General features: G+C 61.3%; 19 protein-coding genes. 15 read left to right on the forward strand and 4 right to left on the reverse strand.

The window, feature by feature from the left end; all coding sequences use genetic code 11:
- Positions 1–26: 26 nt before the first annotated feature.
- The 10 genes from cobO to ACP7B0_RS08525 are packed head-to-tail and all read left to right on the forward strand — an operon-like array spanning position 27 to position 8,825.
- Positions 27–638 (forward strand): cob(I)yrinic acid a,c-diamide adenosyltransferase, encoded by a 612-nt coding sequence (cobO, locus tag ACP7B0_RS08480; protein WP_426140747.1) that lies wholly within the window; start codon positions 27–29, stop codon positions 636–638.
- Positions 635–1,930 (forward strand): cobyrinate a,c-diamide synthase, encoded by a 1,296-nt coding sequence (locus ACP7B0_RS08485; RefSeq protein WP_426140748.1) that lies wholly within the window; start codon positions 635–637, stop codon positions 1,928–1,930. The genes cobO and ACP7B0_RS08485 overlap by 4 nt, the downstream gene beginning before the upstream one ends.
- Positions 1,927–2,577, forward strand: coding sequence for a 5,6-dimethylbenzimidazole synthase (gene bluB / locus ACP7B0_RS08490; RefSeq protein WP_426140750.1), 651 nt, complete (start codon positions 1,927–1,929; stop codon positions 2,575–2,577). The genes ACP7B0_RS08485 and bluB overlap by 4 nt, the downstream gene beginning before the upstream one ends.
- Positions 2,574–3,482: an adenosylcobinamide-phosphate synthase CbiB gene (gene cbiB / locus ACP7B0_RS08495; RefSeq protein ID WP_426140752.1), complete on the forward strand. Its 909-nt coding sequence runs from the start codon at positions 2,574–2,576 to the stop codon at positions 3,480–3,482. The genes bluB and cbiB overlap by 4 nt, the downstream gene beginning before the upstream one ends.
- Positions 3,475–4,479: a threonine-phosphate decarboxylase CobD gene (gene cobD, locus ACP7B0_RS08500; protein WP_426140754.1), complete on the forward strand. Its 1,005-nt coding sequence runs from the start codon at positions 3,475–3,477 to the stop codon at positions 4,477–4,479. The genes cbiB and cobD overlap by 8 nt, the downstream gene beginning before the upstream one ends.
- Positions 4,476–5,951, forward strand: a complete 1,476-nt coding sequence (locus ACP7B0_RS08505; RefSeq protein WP_426140755.1) for a cobyric acid synthase — start codon at positions 4,476–4,478, stop codon at positions 5,949–5,951. Before cobD ends, ACP7B0_RS08505 begins: the two co-directional genes overlap by 4 nt.
- Position 5,952: 1 nt before the next feature.
- On the forward strand, positions 5,953–6,474 hold the full coding sequence (gene cobU / locus ACP7B0_RS08510) for a bifunctional adenosylcobinamide kinase/adenosylcobinamide-phosphate guanylyltransferase (RefSeq protein WP_426140756.1): 522 nt from the start codon (positions 5,953–5,955) through the stop codon (positions 6,472–6,474).
- On the forward strand, positions 6,471–7,523 hold the full coding sequence (cobT, locus tag ACP7B0_RS08515; RefSeq protein WP_426140757.1) for a nicotinate-nucleotide--dimethylbenzimidazole phosphoribosyltransferase: 1,053 nt from the start codon (positions 6,471–6,473) through the stop codon (positions 7,521–7,523). Before cobU ends, cobT begins: the two co-directional genes overlap by 4 nt.
- Positions 7,520–8,092, forward strand: coding sequence for an alpha-ribazole phosphatase family protein (gene cobC / locus ACP7B0_RS08520; RefSeq protein ID WP_426140758.1), 573 nt, complete (start codon positions 7,520–7,522; stop codon positions 8,090–8,092). Before cobT ends, cobC begins: the two co-directional genes overlap by 4 nt.
- A 1-nt stretch (position 8,093) precedes the next feature.
- Entirely contained in the window at positions 8,094–8,825 is a 732-nt protein-coding gene (locus ACP7B0_RS08525; RefSeq protein WP_426140760.1) for an adenosylcobinamide-GDP ribazoletransferase, read from the forward strand.
- A 261-nt stretch (positions 8,826–9,086) separates the two neighbouring features.
- On the opposite strand, the gene ACP7B0_RS08530 is transcribed toward ACP7B0_RS08525, so the two are convergent.
- Positions 9,087–9,344 carry a metallothionein gene (locus ACP7B0_RS08530; protein WP_426140761.1) on the reverse strand — a complete coding sequence of 86 codons (258 nt, stop codon included), beginning with the start codon at positions 9,342–9,344 and terminating at the stop codon, positions 9,087–9,089.
- A 345-nt stretch (positions 9,345–9,689) separates the two neighbouring features.
- Between ACP7B0_RS08530 and ACP7B0_RS08535 the strand changes: the two genes are divergently transcribed.
- Complete coding sequence (locus ACP7B0_RS08535; protein WP_426140763.1) at positions 9,690–9,938, forward strand: DUF2934 domain-containing protein; 249 nt, start codon at positions 9,690–9,692, stop codon at positions 9,936–9,938.
- A 77-nt stretch (positions 9,939–10,015) separates the two neighbouring features.
- On the opposite strand, the gene galE is transcribed toward ACP7B0_RS08535, so the two are convergent.
- On the reverse strand, positions 10,016–11,038 hold the full coding sequence (galE, locus tag ACP7B0_RS08540; RefSeq protein ID WP_426140764.1) for a UDP-glucose 4-epimerase GalE: 1,023 nt from the start codon (positions 11,036–11,038) through the stop codon (positions 10,016–10,018).
- A gap of 335 nt (positions 11,039–11,373) precedes the next feature.
- On the opposite strand from galE, the gene ACP7B0_RS08545 reads away from it, so the two are divergent.
- The 4 genes from ACP7B0_RS08545 to ACP7B0_RS08560 all read left to right on the forward strand — a co-directional run bounded on the left by ACP7B0_RS08545 (position 11,374) and on the right by ACP7B0_RS08560 (position 15,586).
- Positions 11,374–12,543 (forward strand): glycosyltransferase family 1 protein, encoded by a 1,170-nt coding sequence (locus ACP7B0_RS08545; protein ID WP_426140765.1) that lies wholly within the window; start codon positions 11,374–11,376, stop codon positions 12,541–12,543.
- The gene (gene glf, locus ACP7B0_RS08550; protein WP_426140766.1) at positions 12,531–13,724 is read left to right on the forward strand and encodes a UDP-galactopyranose mutase; all 1,194 of its coding nucleotides are present in this window, start codon (positions 12,531–12,533) and stop codon (positions 13,722–13,724) included. The genes ACP7B0_RS08545 and glf overlap by 13 nt, the downstream gene beginning before the upstream one ends.
- A 70-nt stretch (positions 13,725–13,794) precedes the next feature.
- On the forward strand, positions 13,795–14,889 hold the full coding sequence (locus tag ACP7B0_RS08555) for a beta-glucosidase (protein ID WP_426140870.1): 1,095 nt from the start codon (positions 13,795–13,797) through the stop codon (positions 14,887–14,889).
- A gap of 145 nt (positions 14,890–15,034) precedes the next feature.
- Positions 15,035–15,586, forward strand: coding sequence for a glutathione peroxidase (locus ACP7B0_RS08560; RefSeq protein WP_426140767.1), 552 nt, complete (start codon positions 15,035–15,037; stop codon positions 15,584–15,586).
- 87 nt (positions 15,587–15,673) lie between these two features.
- Here the strand turns inward: ACP7B0_RS08560 and ACP7B0_RS08565 are convergent, their stop codons facing one another.
- The gene (locus tag ACP7B0_RS08565; RefSeq protein ID WP_426140768.1) at positions 15,674–16,948 is read right to left on the reverse strand and encodes an OmpP1/FadL family transporter; all 1,275 of its coding nucleotides are present in this window, start codon (positions 16,946–16,948) and stop codon (positions 15,674–15,676) included.
- Positions 16,949–17,099: 151 nt separating this feature from the next.
- Positions 17,100–17,579, reverse strand: coding sequence for a hypothetical protein (locus ACP7B0_RS08570; protein WP_426140769.1), 480 nt, complete (start codon positions 17,577–17,579; stop codon positions 17,100–17,102).
- Positions 17,580–17,647 lie beyond the last annotated feature (68 nt).

Consider the following 17,647-nt stretch of genomic DNA (forward strand, 5'->3'; position numbering starts at 1 on the left):
CGCGTGCCCTCAAGCGGAGAGCTGAGATGAACGAATCCCCCGAACGCGACGAACGCCATCTGGCGCGCATGCTGCGCAAAAAAGCCGTGATGGACGAGCGCATCGCCAGCGCACCCAACGAATGCGGGCTGCTGCTGGTCCTGACCGGTAACGGCAAAGGCAAGAGCAGCTCCGCGTTCGGCATGCTGGCCCGGGCCATGGGGCACGGCATGCAGTGCGGCGTCGTGCAGTTCATCAAGGGCAGCAACAGCACCGGGGAGGAGTTCTTTTTCCGACGCTTTCCCGAGCAGGTTCGCTATCACGTGATGGGCGAGGGCTACACCTGGGAAACCCAGGATCGTCAGCGCGACATCGCCGCGGCCGAGGCCGCCTGGGAAGTTTCCCTGGAAATGCTCCGTGACCCGGCCATCGGCATGGTGGTCCTGGACGAATTGAACATCGCCCTCAAGCATGGCTATCTGGACATTGAGAGAGTGCTCGGCGACCTGCAAGCCCGCCCGCCCATGCAGCATGTGATCGTCACCGGGCGCGGTGCGAAGCCGGAAATGATCGACATGGCGGACACGGTTTCCGAAATCAGCGTCGTTAAACACGCGTTCCAGGCTGGCATTCGTGCGCAGAAAGGCATTGAGCTGTGAGCGAGCCGCGTCACTGTCCGGCCGTCTTGATTGCCGCTCCGGCTTCCGGCCAGGGCAAAACAACGGTCACCGCTGCGCTGGCCAGGTTGCACCGTAATCAAGGCCGCAAGGTTCGTGTGTTCAAGTGCGGGCCTGATTTTCTCGACCCGATGATCCTGGAGCGCGCCAGCGGTGCGCCGGTGTATCAGCTGGATTTGTGGATGGTCGGTGCCGAGGAAAGCCGTCGCCTGTTGTGGCAGGCGGCGGGCGAAGCCGATCTGATCCTGATCGAAGGCGTGATGGGCCTGTTTGACGGCACCCCCTCCAGCGCCGACCTGGCTCGTCATTTTGGCGTGCCGGTGCTGGGCGTCATCGACGGCACGGCCATGGCACAGACCTTCGGCGCGCTGGCGTTGGGGCTGGCGCGTTATCAGCCGGATTTGCCCTTCGCCGGCGTGTTGGCCAACCGGGTCGGCACCGTGCGCCATGCGCAACTGCTCGAAGGCAGCCTGACGGAAGGGCTGCGCTGGTACGGCGCGCTGTCCCGGGAAACCGGTATCGAGTTGCCGAGTCGTCACCTGGGGCTTGTGCAGGCCAGCGAACTCAACGATCTGGACGTGCGTCTGGATGCCGCCGCCGAGGCGCTGGCCAGCACGTGCGAAGTTGCACTGCCGCCTGCGGTGACCTTTGCCGCGCCGGATAGAGTGCCCGCCGAGCCCTTGCTGGAAGGCGTGACCATTGCCGTCGCCCACGACGAAGCCTTTGCGTTCACTTACGGGGCCAGTCTGGATCTGCTGCGGGCCATGGGCGCTGAATTGGTGTTTTTCTCACCGATCCGCGATGCAGCGCTGCCGGATGCCGATAGCCTGTACCTGCCCGGCGGCTACCCTGAGTTGCATCACCTGGCCCTGAGCCAGAACACGACCATGCTGAACGCGATACGCCAGCACCATCAGGCGGGCAAACCCTTGCTGGCCGAGTGCGGCGGCATGTTGTACCTGCTTGATGCCCTGACCGATGTGGACGGCCAGCGTGCCGAACTGGTGGGGTTGTTGGCCGGTGAGGCCGTCATGCAGAAGCGTCTGGCGGCATTGGCGTTGCAAACCGTCGCATTGCCGGAAGGCGAGCTGCGCGGCCATACGTATCACCATTCGTTGACCAGCACCGAATTGCAGCCCATTGCCCGGGGCACCAGCCCCAACGGCGGGCGTGGCGCGGAAGCGGTTTATCGCGACGGGCGCATGACCGCCTCCTACGTACACTTCTATTTCCCTTCCAATCCTCAAGCGGTGGCGGCGCTTTTCAAGCCATGAATGATCAAGCGTTCAGCGCCGACGAGCGTGCGGCGGTGTACCGGGCTATCGCCGAACGGCGCGACATGCGCCATTTCAGCGGCGGCACGGTGGCCCCTGAATTACTGGCCAGACTGCTCGGTGCTGCGCATCAGGCACCCAGTGTGGGGTTGATGCAGCCGTGGCGCTTTATTCGCGTCACCGACCGAGGGTTGCGCGCGCGGATCAAGGCTTTGGTGGAGCAGGAGCGGATTCGCACCGCCCAGGCGTTGGGCGAGCGTGCCGATGACTTTATGAAGCTCAAGGTCGACGGTATCGATGACTGCGCGGAAGTGCTCGTCGCCGCGCTGGCGGATGACCGGGAAAAACACATTTTCGGCCGCCGCACCCTGCCGGAAATGGACTTGGCTTCGTTGTCCTGCGCCATCCAGAACCTGTGGCTGGCGGCGCGGGCTGAAGGGCTGGGGATGGGCTGGGTGTCGTTGTTCGAGCCTCAGGCCCTGGCGGATCTGCTGAACATGCCCGCCGGTGCGAAACCGTTGGCCGTGCTGTGTCTGGGGCCGGTGACGGAGTTTTACCCGGCGCCGATGCTGGTCATGGAAGGCTGGACGCAAGCGCGTGGGCTCAGTGAAATGCTGTACGAGAATCAATGGGGAGTGAGTCAATGAGTGTGGCGCTGATGAGCGTCGCCGGGGTGGCGCTGGATGCGTTGCTGGGCGAGCCGAAGCGGTCGCATCCGCTGGTGGCCTTCGGGCGCTTTGCCGATCGCATCGAACGGCGCTTCAATGCTGGCGGCCGCGGTTGGCGCAGTCATGGCGTCACGGCGTGGTTTCTGGCGGTGATCCCGCTGACATTGCTGGCCACTGTGTTGAGTTGGCTGCCGTATATCGGCTGGCTGGTGGAAATCCTCGCGCTGTATTGCGCCCTCGGCTTGCGCAGTCTTGGCGAGCATGTGGAGCCTGTGGCCCAGGCATTGCGTGCCGACAACCTGGAAGAGGCGCGTCGTCGAGTGGGCTATCTGGTCAGCCGCCAGACCTCGGAACTGGACGCCACGGAAGTGGCCCGGGCGGCAACCGAATCGGTGCTGGAGAACGGCAGTGACGCCGTGTTCGCCGCCTTGTTCTGGTTTGCCATCGCGGGTGCACCGGGCGTTGTGTTGTACCGATTGAGCAATACGCTGGATGCCATGTGGGGTTATCGCAACGAGCGCTTTGAGCGCTTCGGTTGGGCGGCGGCAAAGATCGATGATTTGCTTAACTACATTCCTGCACGTCTGGTGGCGCTGACTTACGCGTTACTGGGCAAGACCCGACTTGCGCTACGCTGCTGGCGCACGCAGGGCCCCACCTGGGACAGCCCCAATGCAGGGCCGGTCATGGCGGCGGGTGCCGGCGCGCTGGGTGTTGAACTGGGCGGCGCGGCGATTTATCACGGCAAGGTTCATCAACGCCCGCAACTGGGCGAGGGCGTGCCCGCCGACGCGCAATCCATTGATCGAGGCTGGCAACTGGTGCAGCGCGGGGTCTGGTTGTGGTTGCTCATTCTGTGTGCGGGAGCGCAATTCTATGCTTGAACACGGTGGGCGCCTGCGTGCTGCGGCGCTGCGTTACGCCATAGCCGAGAACGAATGGCTGGATCTTTCCACGGGCATTGCGCCCCTGGCCTGGCCGATTCCGCCGATCCCGCCGCACGCCTGGGCGCGTCTGCCTGAAACCAATGACGGTCTGGAACAGGCGGCGTGCGCTTTTTACGGCGCCCCCGAGGTCTTGCCGGTGCCGGGTTCCCAGGCGGCGATTCAGGCGTTACCGCGCCTGCGCAGTGCGGGCAAGGTCGGCGTGTTGTCCCCTTGTTACGCCGAACATGCCCAGGCCTGGCGCACTGCCGGTTTTCTGGTTCGGGAAATACTGGAACACGAGGTGGATTATTTTCTGGACAGCCTCGACGTTCTGGTCGTGGTCAACCCGAACAATCCTACCGGCCTGAATCTGCCTCCCGAGCAGTTGCTCACTTGGCATGGGCGGCTGGCAGAGCGGGGCGGCTGGCTGGTGGTGGATGAAGCTTTTATGGACAACACGCCGGGCTTGAGTCTGGCGGCCGAAACCTGGCGCACCGGTTTGATCGTCTTGCGCTCGTTCGGCAAGTTTTTCGGTTTGGCCGGGGTTCGTCTGGGGTTTGTGCTGGCAGAACCGCGCCTGCTCAAATTGCTTGCCCGCGATATCGGCCCCTGGGCTGTCAGTGGGCCAACAAGGGTGTTGGGTCAGGTTTGTCTGAGGGACATTCGGGGCCATCACGAGCAACGACTGCGCACCGAAGAGGCCAGCCAACGTCTGTTGGACTTGCTCACGCGTCACGGTCTGCCCCCGCAAGGTGGCTGTGCGCTGTTTCAGTGGCTCGTCACGCCGTGTGCGGCGGCACTTTACGAGTTCTGCGCTCAGCGCGGCATACTACTGCGCCTGTTCCTCAATGATGGCCCGCACCACAGCAGCCTGCGATTCGGCTTGCCCGGCGACGAGGCGCAATGGCAACGCCTGGACAGCGCCTTGAGCGAATTCAATCGAGAAAATACATGACCACGTTGATGGTGCAAGGCACGACATCCGATGCCGGAAAAAGCACATTGGTGACGGCGTTGTGCCGCTGGCTGACTCGGCAGGGCGTCAGTGTCGTGCCGTTCAAACCGCAGAACATGGCGCTCAACAGTGCAGTGACCGCCGATGGCGGCGAGATCGGTCGCGCCCAGGCGGTGCAGGCCCAGGCGTGCGGTCTGCAACCCCATACCGACATGAATCCCGTGCTGCTCAAGCCCAACAGCGACACGGGCGCGCAGGTCATCATTCATGGCCGCGCCGTCACCACCATGAATGCGGTGGCCTATCACGGTTACAAAGAAATCGCCATGCAGGCGGTCTTGCAATCCCATCAACGCCTGAGCGAAACCTATCCGGTGATCGTCGTCGAAGGCGCGGGTTCACCCGCCGAAATCAACCTGCGGGCCAACGATATCGCCAACATGGGCTTTGCCGAGGCGGTGGATTGCCCGGTGCTGCTGATCGCTGACATCAATCGCGGCGGGGTTTTCGCTCATCTGGTGGGGACGCTGGAGCTGCTGTCGCCCAGCGAGCAGGCACGGATCAAAGGCTTCATCATCAACCGGTTTCGGGGCGACATTGCCTTGCTGCAACCGGGGCTGGACTGGCTCGAAGCACGCACGGGCAAGCCTGTCGTTGGCGTTCTGCCTTACGTGACGGACCTGCATCTGGAGGCTGAAGACGGCCTTGATCAGCGTCAGACCGACAAAGTCGAACAGGTCCTGAACGTGGTCGTGCCGATCCTGCCGCGCATCAGTAATCACACCGACTTCGACCCGCTACGCCTGCATCCCCAAGTCAATTTGCAGTTTATTGGTCCCGGTCAGGCCATTCCTGCGGCCGACCTGATTATTTTGCCCGGCTCAAAAAGCGTGCGCAGTGACCTGACCTATTTGCGTGCCAACGGCTGGGACACCGCCATTGACCGGCATCTGCGTTATGGCGGCAAGCTGCTGGGGATCTGCGGCGGCCTGCAAATGTTGGGCGAGCAGCTGCACGACCCGCTGGGCCTGGAAGGGGCCGCCGGATCCAGCCCCGGCCTGGGTTTGCTGAACATCAGTACCGTGCTGGAAGAGCACAAGCAGCTGCGCAATGTGCGCGGGCGTCTGTTGCTGGAAAATGTCGAAGTCAGCGGTTACGAGATTCATGCGGGGGTGACCACGGGCGCGGCGCTGGACAATCCGGCGGTGCAGCTGGACGACCATCGCTGCGACGGTGCGCAAAGCGCTGACGGGCAAATATTCGGCACCTACTTGCATGGTTTGTTCGAGACCCCGGCGGCGTGCAGCGCGTTATTACGTTGGGCCGGTCTTGAGCACGTGCAGCCAGTGGATTATCACGCCTTGCGCGAGCGGGACATCGAGCGTCTGGCGGATCTGGTGGAGCTTCATCTGGACGGCACCTTGCTGCGTGATCTATGCGGATTGCGTAACACCGCGTCGGAGGATCGCTGACATGTTGCAGTTGATCCTTGGCGGGGCGCGGTCGGGCAAGAGCCGTCTGGCGGAGCGCCTGGCCACTGAATCGGGCCTGGACGTCATTTATATCGCCACCAGCCAGCCAGTGGACGGAGAGCTGAATCAGCGCGTTGCGCTGCATCGCCAGCGTCGCCCGGACAGTTGGGGGCTGATTGAAGAACCTCTGGAACTGGCCCGCGTCCTGCGGGAAAACGCCGCGGTAGATCGTTGCCTGCTGGTGGATTGCCTGACGCTGTGGCTCACCAATCTTTTACTGCTGGATGACCCTGAACGCCTGACCGGCGAGGCCGAGGCCTTGCTCGATTGCCTGAGCCTGTTGCCGGGTGAAATCATTTTTGTCAGCAACGAAACCGGGTTGGGCGTCGTGCCGCTCGGTGAGCTGACCCGCCGTTATGTCGACGAAGCGGGTCTGTTGCATCAAGCCTTGGCCGAACGTTGCCAGCGTGTGGTGTTGACGGTTGCCGGCCTGCCACTGACTTTGAAAGGATCCGCATTATGAGTAATTCCTGGTGGCTCAAGCCTGCTCGGGCGATCAACGTGGCGGCGCGCGAAGACGCGCTGGCGCGTCAGCAGCAATTGACCAAGCCCGCCGGTTCCCTGGGCCAGCTTGAACGTGTCGCGGTGCAACTGGCCGGTTTGCAGGGGCGGGCCAAGCCCAGGACGGACGCTGTCTGGATCGCGATTTTCGCCGGTGATCATGGCGTGGTGGCCGAAGGTGTTTCGGCGTACCCGCAGGAAGTGACCGGGCAGATGCTGCATAACTTCGTCACCGGCGGTGCTGCAATCAGCGTGCTCGCGCAGCACCTTTCTGCGCAACTGGATGTGGTGGATCTGGGCACCGTTGCGCCGCTGGACCTTGAGGGAGTACGCCATTTGCGTATTGGCGCGGGCACCGCCAACTTCGCCAAAGGCCCGGCGATGACGCAAGAGCAGGGTTTGCTAGCCTTGCAGGCCGGGCGCGACAGCGTGCTGCGTGCCAGGGCGGTGGGCACTGAACTGTTCGTCGGCGGCGAAATGGGCATCGGCAATACGGCTTCGGCCAGCGCGGTGGCCTGCTCGGTGCTGGAGTGTGCGGCCCAGTTGCTGGTCGGTCCCGGCACCGGACTGAATGCGGCGGGCATCGCCCATAAAACCCAAGTGATCGAATCGGCGCTGCGGGTGCATGCCGAGCATGCGGGCGATCCCTTGCAAAGCCTGTTCAGCTTGGGCGGATTTGAAGTCGCGGCGTTGGTGGGGGCGTATCTGGCGTGCGCCCAGGAAGGCATTGCGGTCCTGGTGGATGGCTTTATCTGCAGCGTCGCCGCCCTGGTGGCGATACGGTTGAACCCGTCGTGCCGGGAGTGGCTGCTGTTCGGCCACCGTGGCGCGGAGCCGGGGCATCGTCATTTGCTGGAAACCCTGCAAGCCGAACCTTTGCTGGATCTGGGCTTGCGCCTGGGTGAAGGCAGCGGCGCGGCGTTGGCGGTGCCGCTGGTGCGCCTGGCCTGTCAGTTGCACAACGGCATGGCGACCTTCGCCGAAGCGGCCGTGGCGGATCGTCCGGCATGACCTTGCACCTTGACCTGCTGCGCCACGGCGAAACCGAACTGGGCGGCGGTCTGCGCGGCAGCCTCGACGATGCCTTGACCGATACCGGCTGGGCACAGATGCGGTCGGCGGTGGAGCAAGGCGGTCCGTGGGACCGCATCGTGAGTTCCCCCTTGCAGCGCTGCGCTCGCTTTGCTGAAGCGCTGGCCGAGCAATTGGCGCTGCCGTTGAGTTTCGAATCACGCTTACAGGAATTGCACTTCGGTGACTGGGAAGGGCACAGCGCCGCACAGTTGATGCAAACCGATGCCGAAGGACTGGGGTTGTTCTGGGCTGATCCGTACACCTTCACGCCACCCAATGGCGAGCCGGTGATTGAGTTTTCGGCACGTGTCCTGGCCGCCGTGCACGGTTTGCAACAGGCTTATGCCGGGGAGCGGGTTCTGTTGATCAGCCATGGCGGCGTCATGCGTTTACTGCTTGCCCAGGCTCGGGGTTTACCGCGTGAACAGTTGCTGCAGGTTCAGGTCGGCCATGGTGCATTGCTGGCGGTAAACGTCACGGCGGGCGGCCAGTTGGCGGAGGTCTGAGATGTTGCCGTTCTGGATAGCCCTGCAATTTCTCAGCAGCCTGCCTGTACGCCTGCCCGGCATGCCGCAGCCTCAGGAGTTGGGGCGCTCGTTGCTGTTCTACCCCTTGGTGGGCCTGCTCTTCGGCGTTCTGCTGCTGGGCCTGAACGCGCTCCTCGAAGGCACGCCGCTGATGCTGCACGCCGCATTGCTGCTGGCCTTCTGGGTATTGCTCAGTGGCGGCCTGCATCTGGACGGCCTGGCGGATAGCGCCGACGCCTGGCTGGGTGGCTTTGGTGATCGCGAACGCACGTTGAGCATCATGAAGGATCCTCGCAGCGGCCCCATTGCGGTGGTGACGCTGGTGCTGGTGTTGTTGCTCAAGTTCACCGCGCTGCTGGCGTTGATCGAAAGCCACCATCCTCTGGGCTTGTTGCTTGCGCCGTTGATCGGGCGCAGCGCCATGCTCGGGTTGTTTCTCTCAACGCCTTATGTGCGCGCCGGTGGGCTGGGCCAGGCCATGGCCGATCACTTGCCACGCCAGGCCGGGCGTCAGGTTCTGCTGCTGAGCGCCGTGGCATGCCTGGTACTTGCCGGGCTTTTCGGTTTTATCATCCTGCTGGCGTCGGCGGTGGCGTTTTTGTGGCTGCGCCACCTGATGATCCGCCGACTTGGCGGCACCACGGGCGATACCGCCGGCGCGTTGCTGGAATTGTTGGAGATGTTGGTGCTTGTCGTACTGGCGATCGGCTGACCGACGCCGTGTCATTCGGCGCAGTGGTTCCGGCGAGAGCAGCTGATGCACCCCTGGCAAGACCGCGCTACAAGCCGTTATGGCGACTGCACGCGAATAACGATGGCCTCATGTAGGCGCTCACGAGCAGCGCGAGGCAGCGATAGCGGTTTAGCAGACCACCGCTTCGCGGGCTTCGTGACCTCCGTGCGCTACTGCGCAAGCGCCCTTCAGATGACACCGTGGTGCAGCCATCTGCGTGTGACCCTCGGTCACGGTTTATCACGGCGAAATGGGGTCGCTGGCCGGAAATGTCTCATCCAGGGCCTCGTCAAGGTTCGACTCGGTGACATGGCTTTCACCGACACGCACTCCGGATTCGCACTGGCATGACTCCGATGGGCAAGGTGTTCCGTGCGGGTGCAGGTCTGCGCACGCGTCGCTGCAGAAAATCTCACCGTTGCGGTCGATGCCCTGATGCTCGTCTATTACGCAGGTGCAATCTGGACATGCGCATTGCACGGATGGATGGCTAGACATGAAGTTCTGCTCCCCTCAAGCGTGAGCCCGCCGCGAACACGCGTCCGGGTAACATCTTTTTGGAAGCGCCTGGTCAGGGTTGGTTTTATAGGAAAACCCGACGGCCGACCAACGGCTCACCCCATTGCAGTCGGAGTTGAAGGCGACCACCTATCGGGCTGTACGACTTCGAAGGTGTCTATGGGCTTTATTAAGAACTCGGTCGCCCACGCTTGTCCGTCACCGAAGCAGCACGGGGTCAAGGTCTGGATCAGAACAGGCAAGCACTGAGAGGTGAAGCCGGGCGGCTGCCAATCGTCGTCGCGTTGCGGCGCGAACTTACATCCACCTCAAAGGAGTCTCGAAATGATCGATGAAGAAACCATTCGTCAGCGTGCCTATGAACTGTGGCAGAAGAGCGGTGAGGCTGAAGGCTCGCCTGAAGATCACTGGCGTCAGGCTCGCGAGGAACTGGAAGCAGAGCAGGGCGAACACAGCGAGATGAACGGATCGCAGAGCAGCCCCACAAGCGCCTCGGCGATTGGGGCTCAGACCGGCCCCGACCCCGATGCAGAACCCGCAGACTCGGACATTCCCGGCCAGCAAGGCTCGTAACGGACGAAAGGAAGCGTCGAGTGACTTCGACGCTTCCACCGTTCACGGAGCCCATCGGACTTTCCCCGTCGACGCTATCAACCCACCTGGGTGTCAAAGGCGTGGGTCTGGCTGCATTGCCAACGCCAGGCGTCGGCCAGCATTCGCTCCAGCGAGCGATGGGCGCACCAGCCCAGTTCCAGAGATGCCTTGCCGGGGTCCGCCCAGCACCGGGCAATGTCGCCCGGGCGGCGAGGTTCGTAGCTCAGCGGAACGGTAATTCCACACACCCGCTCGAAGGCCTTGACCACGTCAATTACCGAATAACCCTGGCCTGTTCCGAAGTTCCAGATGTGCACCCCGCGCTGGGCACGCAGAGCCTGCAGGGCCTTGAGATGGCCTTCTGCCAGGTCAACTACGTGCACGTAATCGCGGATTCCGGTGCCATCGTGGGTTTCGTAGTCGGTGCCAAATACGTGCAAAGCAGGGCGTTGACCGCTGGCAACCTGAAGCAGATACGGCAGCAGGTTGTTGGGCGTAAGTGTTGGCGCCTCACCCAGCTTGCCTGACTCGTGGGCACCGATCGGATTGAAGTAACGAAGTAAACCTACCGACCAGCGCGGGTCAGACGCCACCATGCTCTTCATCACGTTTTCCGCCATCAGCTTGGACTGGCCATAGGGGTTCGAGGGATTACCGGTCGCGCAGGTCTCGTTGATGGGCATGCGCGCGCAATCGCCATACACCGTGGCCGAGGAGCTGAACACCAGGGTGAAAACCCCTGCATCTTTCATCGCCTGACACAGCGTCACGCTGCCGCCGACGTTGGTGTCGTAATACCGCAGCGGCTCGCGCACGCTTTCGCCTACAGCCTTGAGGCCCGCACAATGAATCACGGCATTGATGCTGTATTCGTGGAACAACGTATCCAGAACGCCACGATTGCGGACGTCGCCCTGCACGAACACGGGTCGTCGGCCGCTGATACTGGCCATCCGCTCCAGCGATGACCGCGAACTGTTACAGAGGTTATCCAGAATCAGCGCATCCTCTCCGTGACTCATCAATTCAAGCACTACATGCGCACCGATATAGCCTGCACCGCCAGTTACCAAGATCATATGTCGTCCTCATTCATCACCTGTGGCGGCGACTACAAACTGCCGGACATCCTTTGATACGTTTCACTGTCAGCGAAGCGCCATCGAAACGTCATGAAGTTATGGGCGTGTGGCCGTGCAGGAGTTCACCGGGTTTTGCTGACCGGTCAGTGCAGTTCATCGGCTTTCCCCTTAGGTGCGTTGAACGGCTCCGAAAAGCGGCAGCTCCTATCTATAGGAGCGCGCAGACCGTGATGCCCTGTCACCAGGCCGCACTTCCTTAAAGCAGACGAGTGCGGTCGAAGCCGGGCGGTATTGCTTCAGTCTCGATTCCGGAATTTAAAAGGGAATTCGATATGAATCTTATTGAGCAACCCGACTATCTCTTGCCGATCCAGATCAGTGCCCAGCCCGCCTCAACCGCGGCGGCCAGGCCAACCTTGCTTTGCCTCTCCCACCTGCGCTGGGGCTTTGTGTATCAGCGTCCCCAGCACGTTATGTCGCGTCTGTCGAAGGACTACGACGTGTTGTTTTTCGAAGAACCGATTTTTACCGACACGCCGCGGCCAACGCTGGAGTCCTCCGTGCCCGTCAGCGGGATCACGGTGCTGCTGCCATGCCTGCCATCGGGCATGGATCCCCAACGGGCGGTAGCCGCTCAGCGCCAGCTGCTCGACGAATACCTGGCCGATCAGGCCGTCGACGAACTGCTGCTCTGGTACCTAACGCCCATGAGCCTGGCGTTTACCGAACATCTGAATCCACGGGTGACCATTTTTGACTGCATGGACGAATTGTCCGCATTCAAAGGTGCGCCACCGGATCTGCTGGATCGCGAGCGCCAACTCATGGCCAGGGCTGACGTTGTTTTCACGGGCGGGCGCAGTCTGTGGGAGGCAAAGCGCAGCCAGCACGGGAATGCCCATGCGGTGCCCAGCAGCGTCGATATCGCTCACTTCGCGATGGCCCGGGACGCCTTGCCTGACCCCGCAGATCAGGCGTCTATCGGCAAACCCCGGCTGGGGTTCTTTGGTGTTATCGACGAACGCTTCGACATCGGACTGGTGGGCGAACTGGCAACGCAACGCCCGGAGTGGCAGATCGTGTTGATCGGGCCGGTCGTGAAGATCGACCCGGCGACCTTGCCGCGCCACGACAACATTCATTACCTGGGACCCAAGGAATACGCACAGCTGCCGGCTTACCTTGCGGGTTGGGACGTAGCGTTGATGCCTTTTGCCATTAATGAATCGACGCGGTTCATCAGCCCCACCAAAACCCCCGAATACCTGGCGGGCGGTTGCCCCGTGGTTTCCACGCCCATTCAGGACGTTATCAGCGGTTACGGCGACAGCGGCGTGGTCACCATTGCATCGACGGCACCTGAGTTCATCGCTGCCGTTAAAGCCGCGTTGGGCACCAAAGCGGGCGGGGCTGTCGCTCATCGGGCGGACCAGGTGTTGGACGGCATGTCATGGGACAAGACCTGCGCGGTGATGAAGGAGCAAATCGAATGCCTGAGGTGAGCCTGGAACGTGCGATCAATGGGCCGTCGCAGCTGACGGAAAAACGCCCCTACGACTATTTGATCGTGGGGGCGGGATTCGCCGGCAGTGTGATTGCCGAACGTCTGGCAGCGGGGTTGGGAAACCATGTCCTGCTGGTCGATCGCCGCGAGCACATTGCCGGCAATGCGTTTGATCATCTGGATGCGGCCGGGGTCATGGTCCATCGCTATGGCCCGCATATCTTTCACACCAACGCCCAGCGCATCGTTGACTACCTCTCGCGCTTCACCGAATGGAGGCCGTATGAGCATCGGGTGCTGGCCCGGGTGGATGAACATCTCGTGCCGATCCCCATCAATCTCACCACGTTGAACACCTTGTACGGGTTGTCCATGACACGTGCTGATGCAGAGATTTTCCTGGCTGAGCGTGCCGAGCCGGTGGCGGCCATCCGGACTTCCGAAGACGTGGTCATCAACCAGATTGGCCGTGAGCTTTACGAGAAGTTCTTCAGGGGGTACACCCGCAAGCAGTGGGGCCTTGATCCGTCGGACCTGGACAAGTCTGTGACTTCTCGGGTTCCGACCCGCACCAACGAAGACGACCGCTATTTCACGGACAGCTTTCAGATGATGCCGCTCAATGGCTATACGCACATGTTCGAGCGAATGCTGGATCACCCCCGCATTGATGTGCTGCTAGGCACTGATTTCGCTGACGTCCGGAATCGGATGGACTATAAGCAGCTGATTTATTGCGGGCCGATCGATGAGTATTTCGATTTCTGTTTTGGCCGATTGCCTTACCGTTCATTGCGATTCCAGCATGAGACCTTGCAGGAGGCGCAGTTCCAGCCGGTGGCGGTGGTCAATTATCCCGTTCAGAGCGTGCCCTATACGCGGATCACCGAATACAAACACCTGACCGGGCAGGAGCACCCGTTGACCAGCATCAGCTACGAATTCCCCTGTGCAGACGGCGATCCCTACTACCCGATCCCGCGTCCCGAAAACGCCGAGTTGTACAAACGCTACAAGGCATTGGCGGATGAAACCCCGGGCGTAATGTTTCTCGGGCGCCTCGGCACTTACAAGTACTACAACATGGATCAAGTGGTAGGGCAGGCGCTCGCGCTTTATCAGCGCATCGCGCAGGAGGCGGGCGTCGAGGTCATGGATCGCGCAGTGGAAACAGAATGACACGCGGGGTGCCAGCGTGGCTGGCCGGAGTTGCGGGGTGAGCTCGTCCTCTTTATTCAGCAGCTTTTTGATGGCGGGCTATGAATGCGCGGCGCACCGCCGACAGGATGGGCAGCGTCTGGACTTGTTGGCCACCACCGGGCATGCCAAATGGGTCGACCCGGATTACCGCGCCCTGGGCGCGATTGGCGTGCGGTGCGCCCGAGATGGTCTGCGCTGGCACCTTATCGAATCGCGCCCGGGACACTATGACTGGAGCAGCGTTTTACCGATGCTGCGCGCGGCACGGGATCACAACATCCAGGTGGTATGGGACCTCTGCCACTACGGTTATCCCGACGGGCTGGATGTCTGGCGCCCCGAGTTCGTCGAACGCTTTGCCCGTTTTGCCGGGGCCGTGGCGCGGCTGATGAAAGATGAAGGCGTGGGCACTCCGTTTTACTCGCCCATCAACGAGATGTCGTTCTGGAGCTGGGCGGGTGGGCAGGTCGGTTATTTCAACCCGTGCGGGCACGGGCGGGGTCAGGAACTCAAACATCAGTTGGTGCGCGCCAGCATCGCCGCGATCGAGGCGGTGCGTGCTCAGGCGCCGGCCGCCCGATTCGTGCAATGCGACCCGTTGATCCATGTCATCGCCGGCTCCCGCCGTGCGGATGAGATCAGTGGCGCCGAGCATTACCGCAATGCGCAGTTCGAAGCCTGGGACATGTTGGCCGGGCGTCAATGGCCAGGGCTGGGGGGGCGCGAGGAATACCTGGATATCATTGGCGTTAATTTCTATCCCCATAACCAGTGGATTTTCAACGGGCCGAAGATTCTACAAGGCGAACGAGGTTATCGCCCGCTGGCCGGTATGTTGATGGAGGTGTATCAGCGCTACCGAAGGCCGTTGCTGATTTCGGAAACCGGTGCCGAAAACGACGAGCGCGTACCCTGGCTCGACTACGTCAGTGAACAGGCGGCACACGCGTTGGCCCGAGGGGTGCCCGTTGAAGCGCTCTGTTGGTATCCCTTTCTGGATTACCCGGGCTGGGACGACGGTCGTTATTGCCCGGCTGGCCTGTTTGGCTTTGCCGACGGGGAAGGGCATCGGGCACCATTTCACCCTTTGCAGGCGCAGATGCAAGCGCTCGAGGCTCGTTTCATGTCCACTACAGCGGGTTAACGTCGTACGGCGAGTGCGTCAGCGACGCCCCGGCAACCGGCGGGTATCCAGAGCGTGCGACGACGCTCGGCTAGGCATTTGCCCCTGCGCGGGGTAATTTGTCACCTACAACAACTTCTGCGCTGCCGCGCGCTCGGGATGCCGTATGACCATTCGCTGGATTGCTCTTCCTGTTCTTTTGATTGCCATGACAGGGCCGGCGCTGGCTGCCGAGTGCCCGTCGTTGTTACAGGGCGAGCTGCCTGAACTGCGCGCCAAGGAAAACATCGATCTCTGCCAGCGATTCGCAGGCAAGCCGATGGTCGTGGTCAATACCGCCAGTTTCTGTGGCTTTGCGCCGCAGTTCAAAGGCCTGGAGGCGTTGAATCAGCGCTTCAAGGGGCAAGGGCTTGAAGTCCTCGGCGTACCGTCCAATGACTTCAAGCAGGAGTCCAAAGATGGGGAGGAGACCGCCAAGGTGTGCTATGTGAATTACGGCGTGACCTTCACCATGACCGAGCCTCAGATTGTCAAAGGCCCCGATGCCACGCACCTGTTCAAGGTGCTGGCCGAGCAAAGCAGTGCGCCGCGCTGGAACTTCTATAAATACGTCGTTGATCGTCAGGGCAAGGTGATCGCCCATTTCTCGAGCCTGACCAAGCCGGATGATCCGGAGTTGATAGCGGCTGTCGAAAAGGCGATTGCTTCCAGGCCCTGATCGCCCGTTCATCCAGCAAAAAGCCCTGCAATGCAGGGCTTTTTGTTAATCGGACAGCAGCTGCGTCAGCCTGCTGCCTTCGCAGCATCAGAAGCGATAGGTGACCGAAGTACCGAGGCCATGAGCGCTGTTCTGGTAGTCAGCGCTGTACACGCCCTTGGTGGAACTGGAATCACGAATCTTGGTTTCTTCTTCGCGCAGGTACGAATACGCCACGTCGATGGTCATGTTGTCGGTCGGGCTCCAGCCGGCGCCGAAGCTGATCACTTTACGATCGCCGGTCGGGATGCGTGGCGAACGGTTAACGTTGTTGGTAGGCGACTGATCCACAGAGAAACCCGTGCGCAAGGTCCACTCTTTATTGACCTTGTAGGAGGCACCGATGGCGTGTGCCCAGGTGTCATGCCAATTCTGCTCTTCGGTGATCGTGCCGATAGCGCCGTTGGAGCCGCCCAGTTGGGCCGGTACGCCGCTGTTGTTCACGGTGATGTCTTTCAGACGGCTCCAGCGTGTCCAGGTGCTGCCTGCATAGACGGTCCAGTTTTCGTCGATCTGTTGGGTGACCGAGAAGTCAACCGACTCTGGCGTGGTCAGGTCCAGCGATGCGTCGTATTTCTGGCCGCTGAACGGCCCGAAGCCCGAGCCTTGAATCTTGGTTTTGCCGTCAAGCTTGAAATCAACTTTGGAGTGGTAGGTCAGGCCCAGACGAGTGGTATCGGTGGCCTGCACCAGGATGCCAGCGTTGAAGCCGAGCGCGGTGTCGTCGCCTTCGATCTTGACCTTGCCGTCATTGCGGCCTGGAGTAGCAGAGTTCAGCGTCGACGATGTCAATTCACCGTCGATGCGGTTGATGGTCGGGCCGAAACCGATGGAAACCTTGTCGTTGAAGGCGTAGCTGACGGTCGGCTGGAACGTGACCACCTGAACGTAACTCTTGTCGCCCCAGTAACGGCCGGCGGAGCCGCTTTCATAGTCGGTGACCAGTCCGAAAGGAACGTAAACACCCACGCCAAATGCCCAATGATCATCGATTGGCTTGACGTAATAACCCATCGGTACGCCGACGACCGGTACCATATCGCCATCATTACTGCCGCCAAAAGTACTCTTGGCGTTGCTGATATCGGTCTTGGCAATGATGGCTGCGGCGCCAACACTGACCTGTTCGCTCTTCAGGCGGGACATACCTGCGGGGTTGCCAAACACCGTGCTGGCGTCATCGGCAGAAGAAGAACGGCCTGCGAAACCAGTACCCATGCCGCTGATGCTCTGCTCGTTGATAGCAAAGCCGGCGGCGAACAGTTGAGTGGATACCAGGCTGACTGCGAGGCTAAGTGTGGTCTTGAGCATTACTTTTTTCATTATTAGAACTCCGTGTTGATCACGGCGCGGAAATTACCAACATTTTTCGTAATGCGCTATAGCCTGTATTACCCGAGTTAGAGCGTTTTTTGTAGGACAATCCTTATAATGTGTCGGGAATGTTCGCTATCGTGATTGAGCGAAAACCCGGTTACGCAGGGTGGGAAAGTGGTGCTACGCAGTTCTGCCAGGCGCTGATGAAGTCCCTTAGCCGTCCTTGCGGGTCGAATATTTCCCGCCAGATTTTTGCCATCAGCAGCGGGTTCTCGTCAGTGGGCAGGTACACGCCGTTGGCCTCGACCATCAACCATGCGATGGCCGTCGAATAGCGCAGGTTCACGGTCAGCTCCAGATGGGGGCCTGTGAGAAAGGCATGCTGACTGGCAAGGCCACGAACCAGGCTGGCCAATTCAGGATCAAGGGCAAGGTAGTTGTCCCAGAGCTGTCGGTGTCGCAGTGCAGGGATGCCATACAGACCGTGGCCGCGACGGCTGTCCAGGGCGGCACCCAGGGCTGACTGGCTGGCCGCGACACCCAGCAGGAAGGATTCGGCGCACGCGCTATGACGATCGAGATAAATCAATGTCGGCCGAATAACGTGTCGAGATAGATCACCGGCTGCAATTCCCATGACACCCTCGGGAGGTAGTGGCCGACGAGCCCTTGCGCATGGCAGCGATAAATCGGGTCAGGCTTGCC

Source organism: Pseudomonas sp. DWP3-1-2 (genome assembly GCF_049896285.1).
Taxonomy (GTDB): Bacteria; Pseudomonadota; Gammaproteobacteria; order Pseudomonadales; family Pseudomonadaceae; genus Aquipseudomonas.

What these genes read in the sequence shown, in the direction of transcription:
- cobO (WP_426140747.1), top strand. Translation starts at nt 27, where the DNA reads ATGAACGAATCCCCCGAACGCGACGAACGCCATCTGGCGCGCATGCTG.
- bluB (WP_426140750.1), top strand. Translation starts at nt 1,927, where the DNA reads ATGAATGATCAAGCGTTCAGCGCCGACGAGCGTGCGGCGGTGTACCGG.
- cbiB (WP_426140752.1), top strand. Translation starts at nt 2,574, where the DNA reads ATGAGTGTGGCGCTGATGAGCGTCGCCGGGGTGGCGCTGGATGCGTTG.
- cobD (WP_426140754.1), top strand. Translation starts at nt 3,475, where the DNA reads ATGCTTGAACACGGTGGGCGCCTGCGTGCTGCGGCGCTGCGTTACGCC.
- ACP7B0_RS08505 (WP_426140755.1), top strand. Translation starts at nt 4,476, where the DNA reads ATGACCACGTTGATGGTGCAAGGCACGACATCCGATGCCGGAAAAAGC.
- cobU (WP_426140756.1), top strand. Translation starts at nt 5,953, where the DNA reads ATGTTGCAGTTGATCCTTGGCGGGGCGCGGTCGGGCAAGAGCCGTCTG.
- cobT (WP_426140757.1), top strand. Translation starts at nt 6,471, where the DNA reads ATGAGTAATTCCTGGTGGCTCAAGCCTGCTCGGGCGATCAACGTGGCG.
- cobC (WP_426140758.1), top strand. Translation starts at nt 7,520, where the DNA reads ATGACCTTGCACCTTGACCTGCTGCGCCACGGCGAAACCGAACTGGGC.
- ACP7B0_RS08525 (WP_426140760.1), top strand. Translation starts at nt 8,094, where the DNA reads ATGTTGCCGTTCTGGATAGCCCTGCAATTTCTCAGCAGCCTGCCTGTA.
- ACP7B0_RS08530 (WP_426140761.1), bottom strand. Translation starts at nt 9,344, where the DNA reads ATGTCTAGCCATCCATCCGTGCAATGCGCATGTCCAGATTGCACCTGC.
- ACP7B0_RS08535 (WP_426140763.1), top strand. Translation starts at nt 9,690, where the DNA reads ATGATCGATGAAGAAACCATTCGTCAGCGTGCCTATGAACTGTGGCAG.
- galE (WP_426140764.1), bottom strand. Translation starts at nt 11,038, where the DNA reads ATGATCTTGGTAACTGGCGGTGCAGGCTATATCGGTGCGCATGTAGTG.
- ACP7B0_RS08545 (WP_426140765.1), top strand. Translation starts at nt 11,374, where the DNA reads ATGAATCTTATTGAGCAACCCGACTATCTCTTGCCGATCCAGATCAGT.
- glf (WP_426140766.1), top strand. Translation starts at nt 12,531, where the DNA reads ATGCCTGAGGTGAGCCTGGAACGTGCGATCAATGGGCCGTCGCAGCTG.
- ACP7B0_RS08555 (WP_426140870.1), top strand. Translation starts at nt 13,795, where the DNA reads ATGGCGGGCTATGAATGCGCGGCGCACCGCCGACAGGATGGGCAGCGT.
- ACP7B0_RS08560 (WP_426140767.1), top strand. Translation starts at nt 15,035, where the DNA reads ATGACCATTCGCTGGATTGCTCTTCCTGTTCTTTTGATTGCCATGACA.
- ACP7B0_RS08565 (WP_426140768.1), bottom strand. Translation starts at nt 16,948, where the DNA reads ATGAAAAAAGTAATGCTCAAGACCACACTTAGCCTCGCAGTCAGCCTG.
- ACP7B0_RS08570 (WP_426140769.1), bottom strand. Translation starts at nt 17,579, where the DNA reads ATGGGAATTGCAGCCGGTGATCTATCTCGACACGTTATTCGGCCGACA.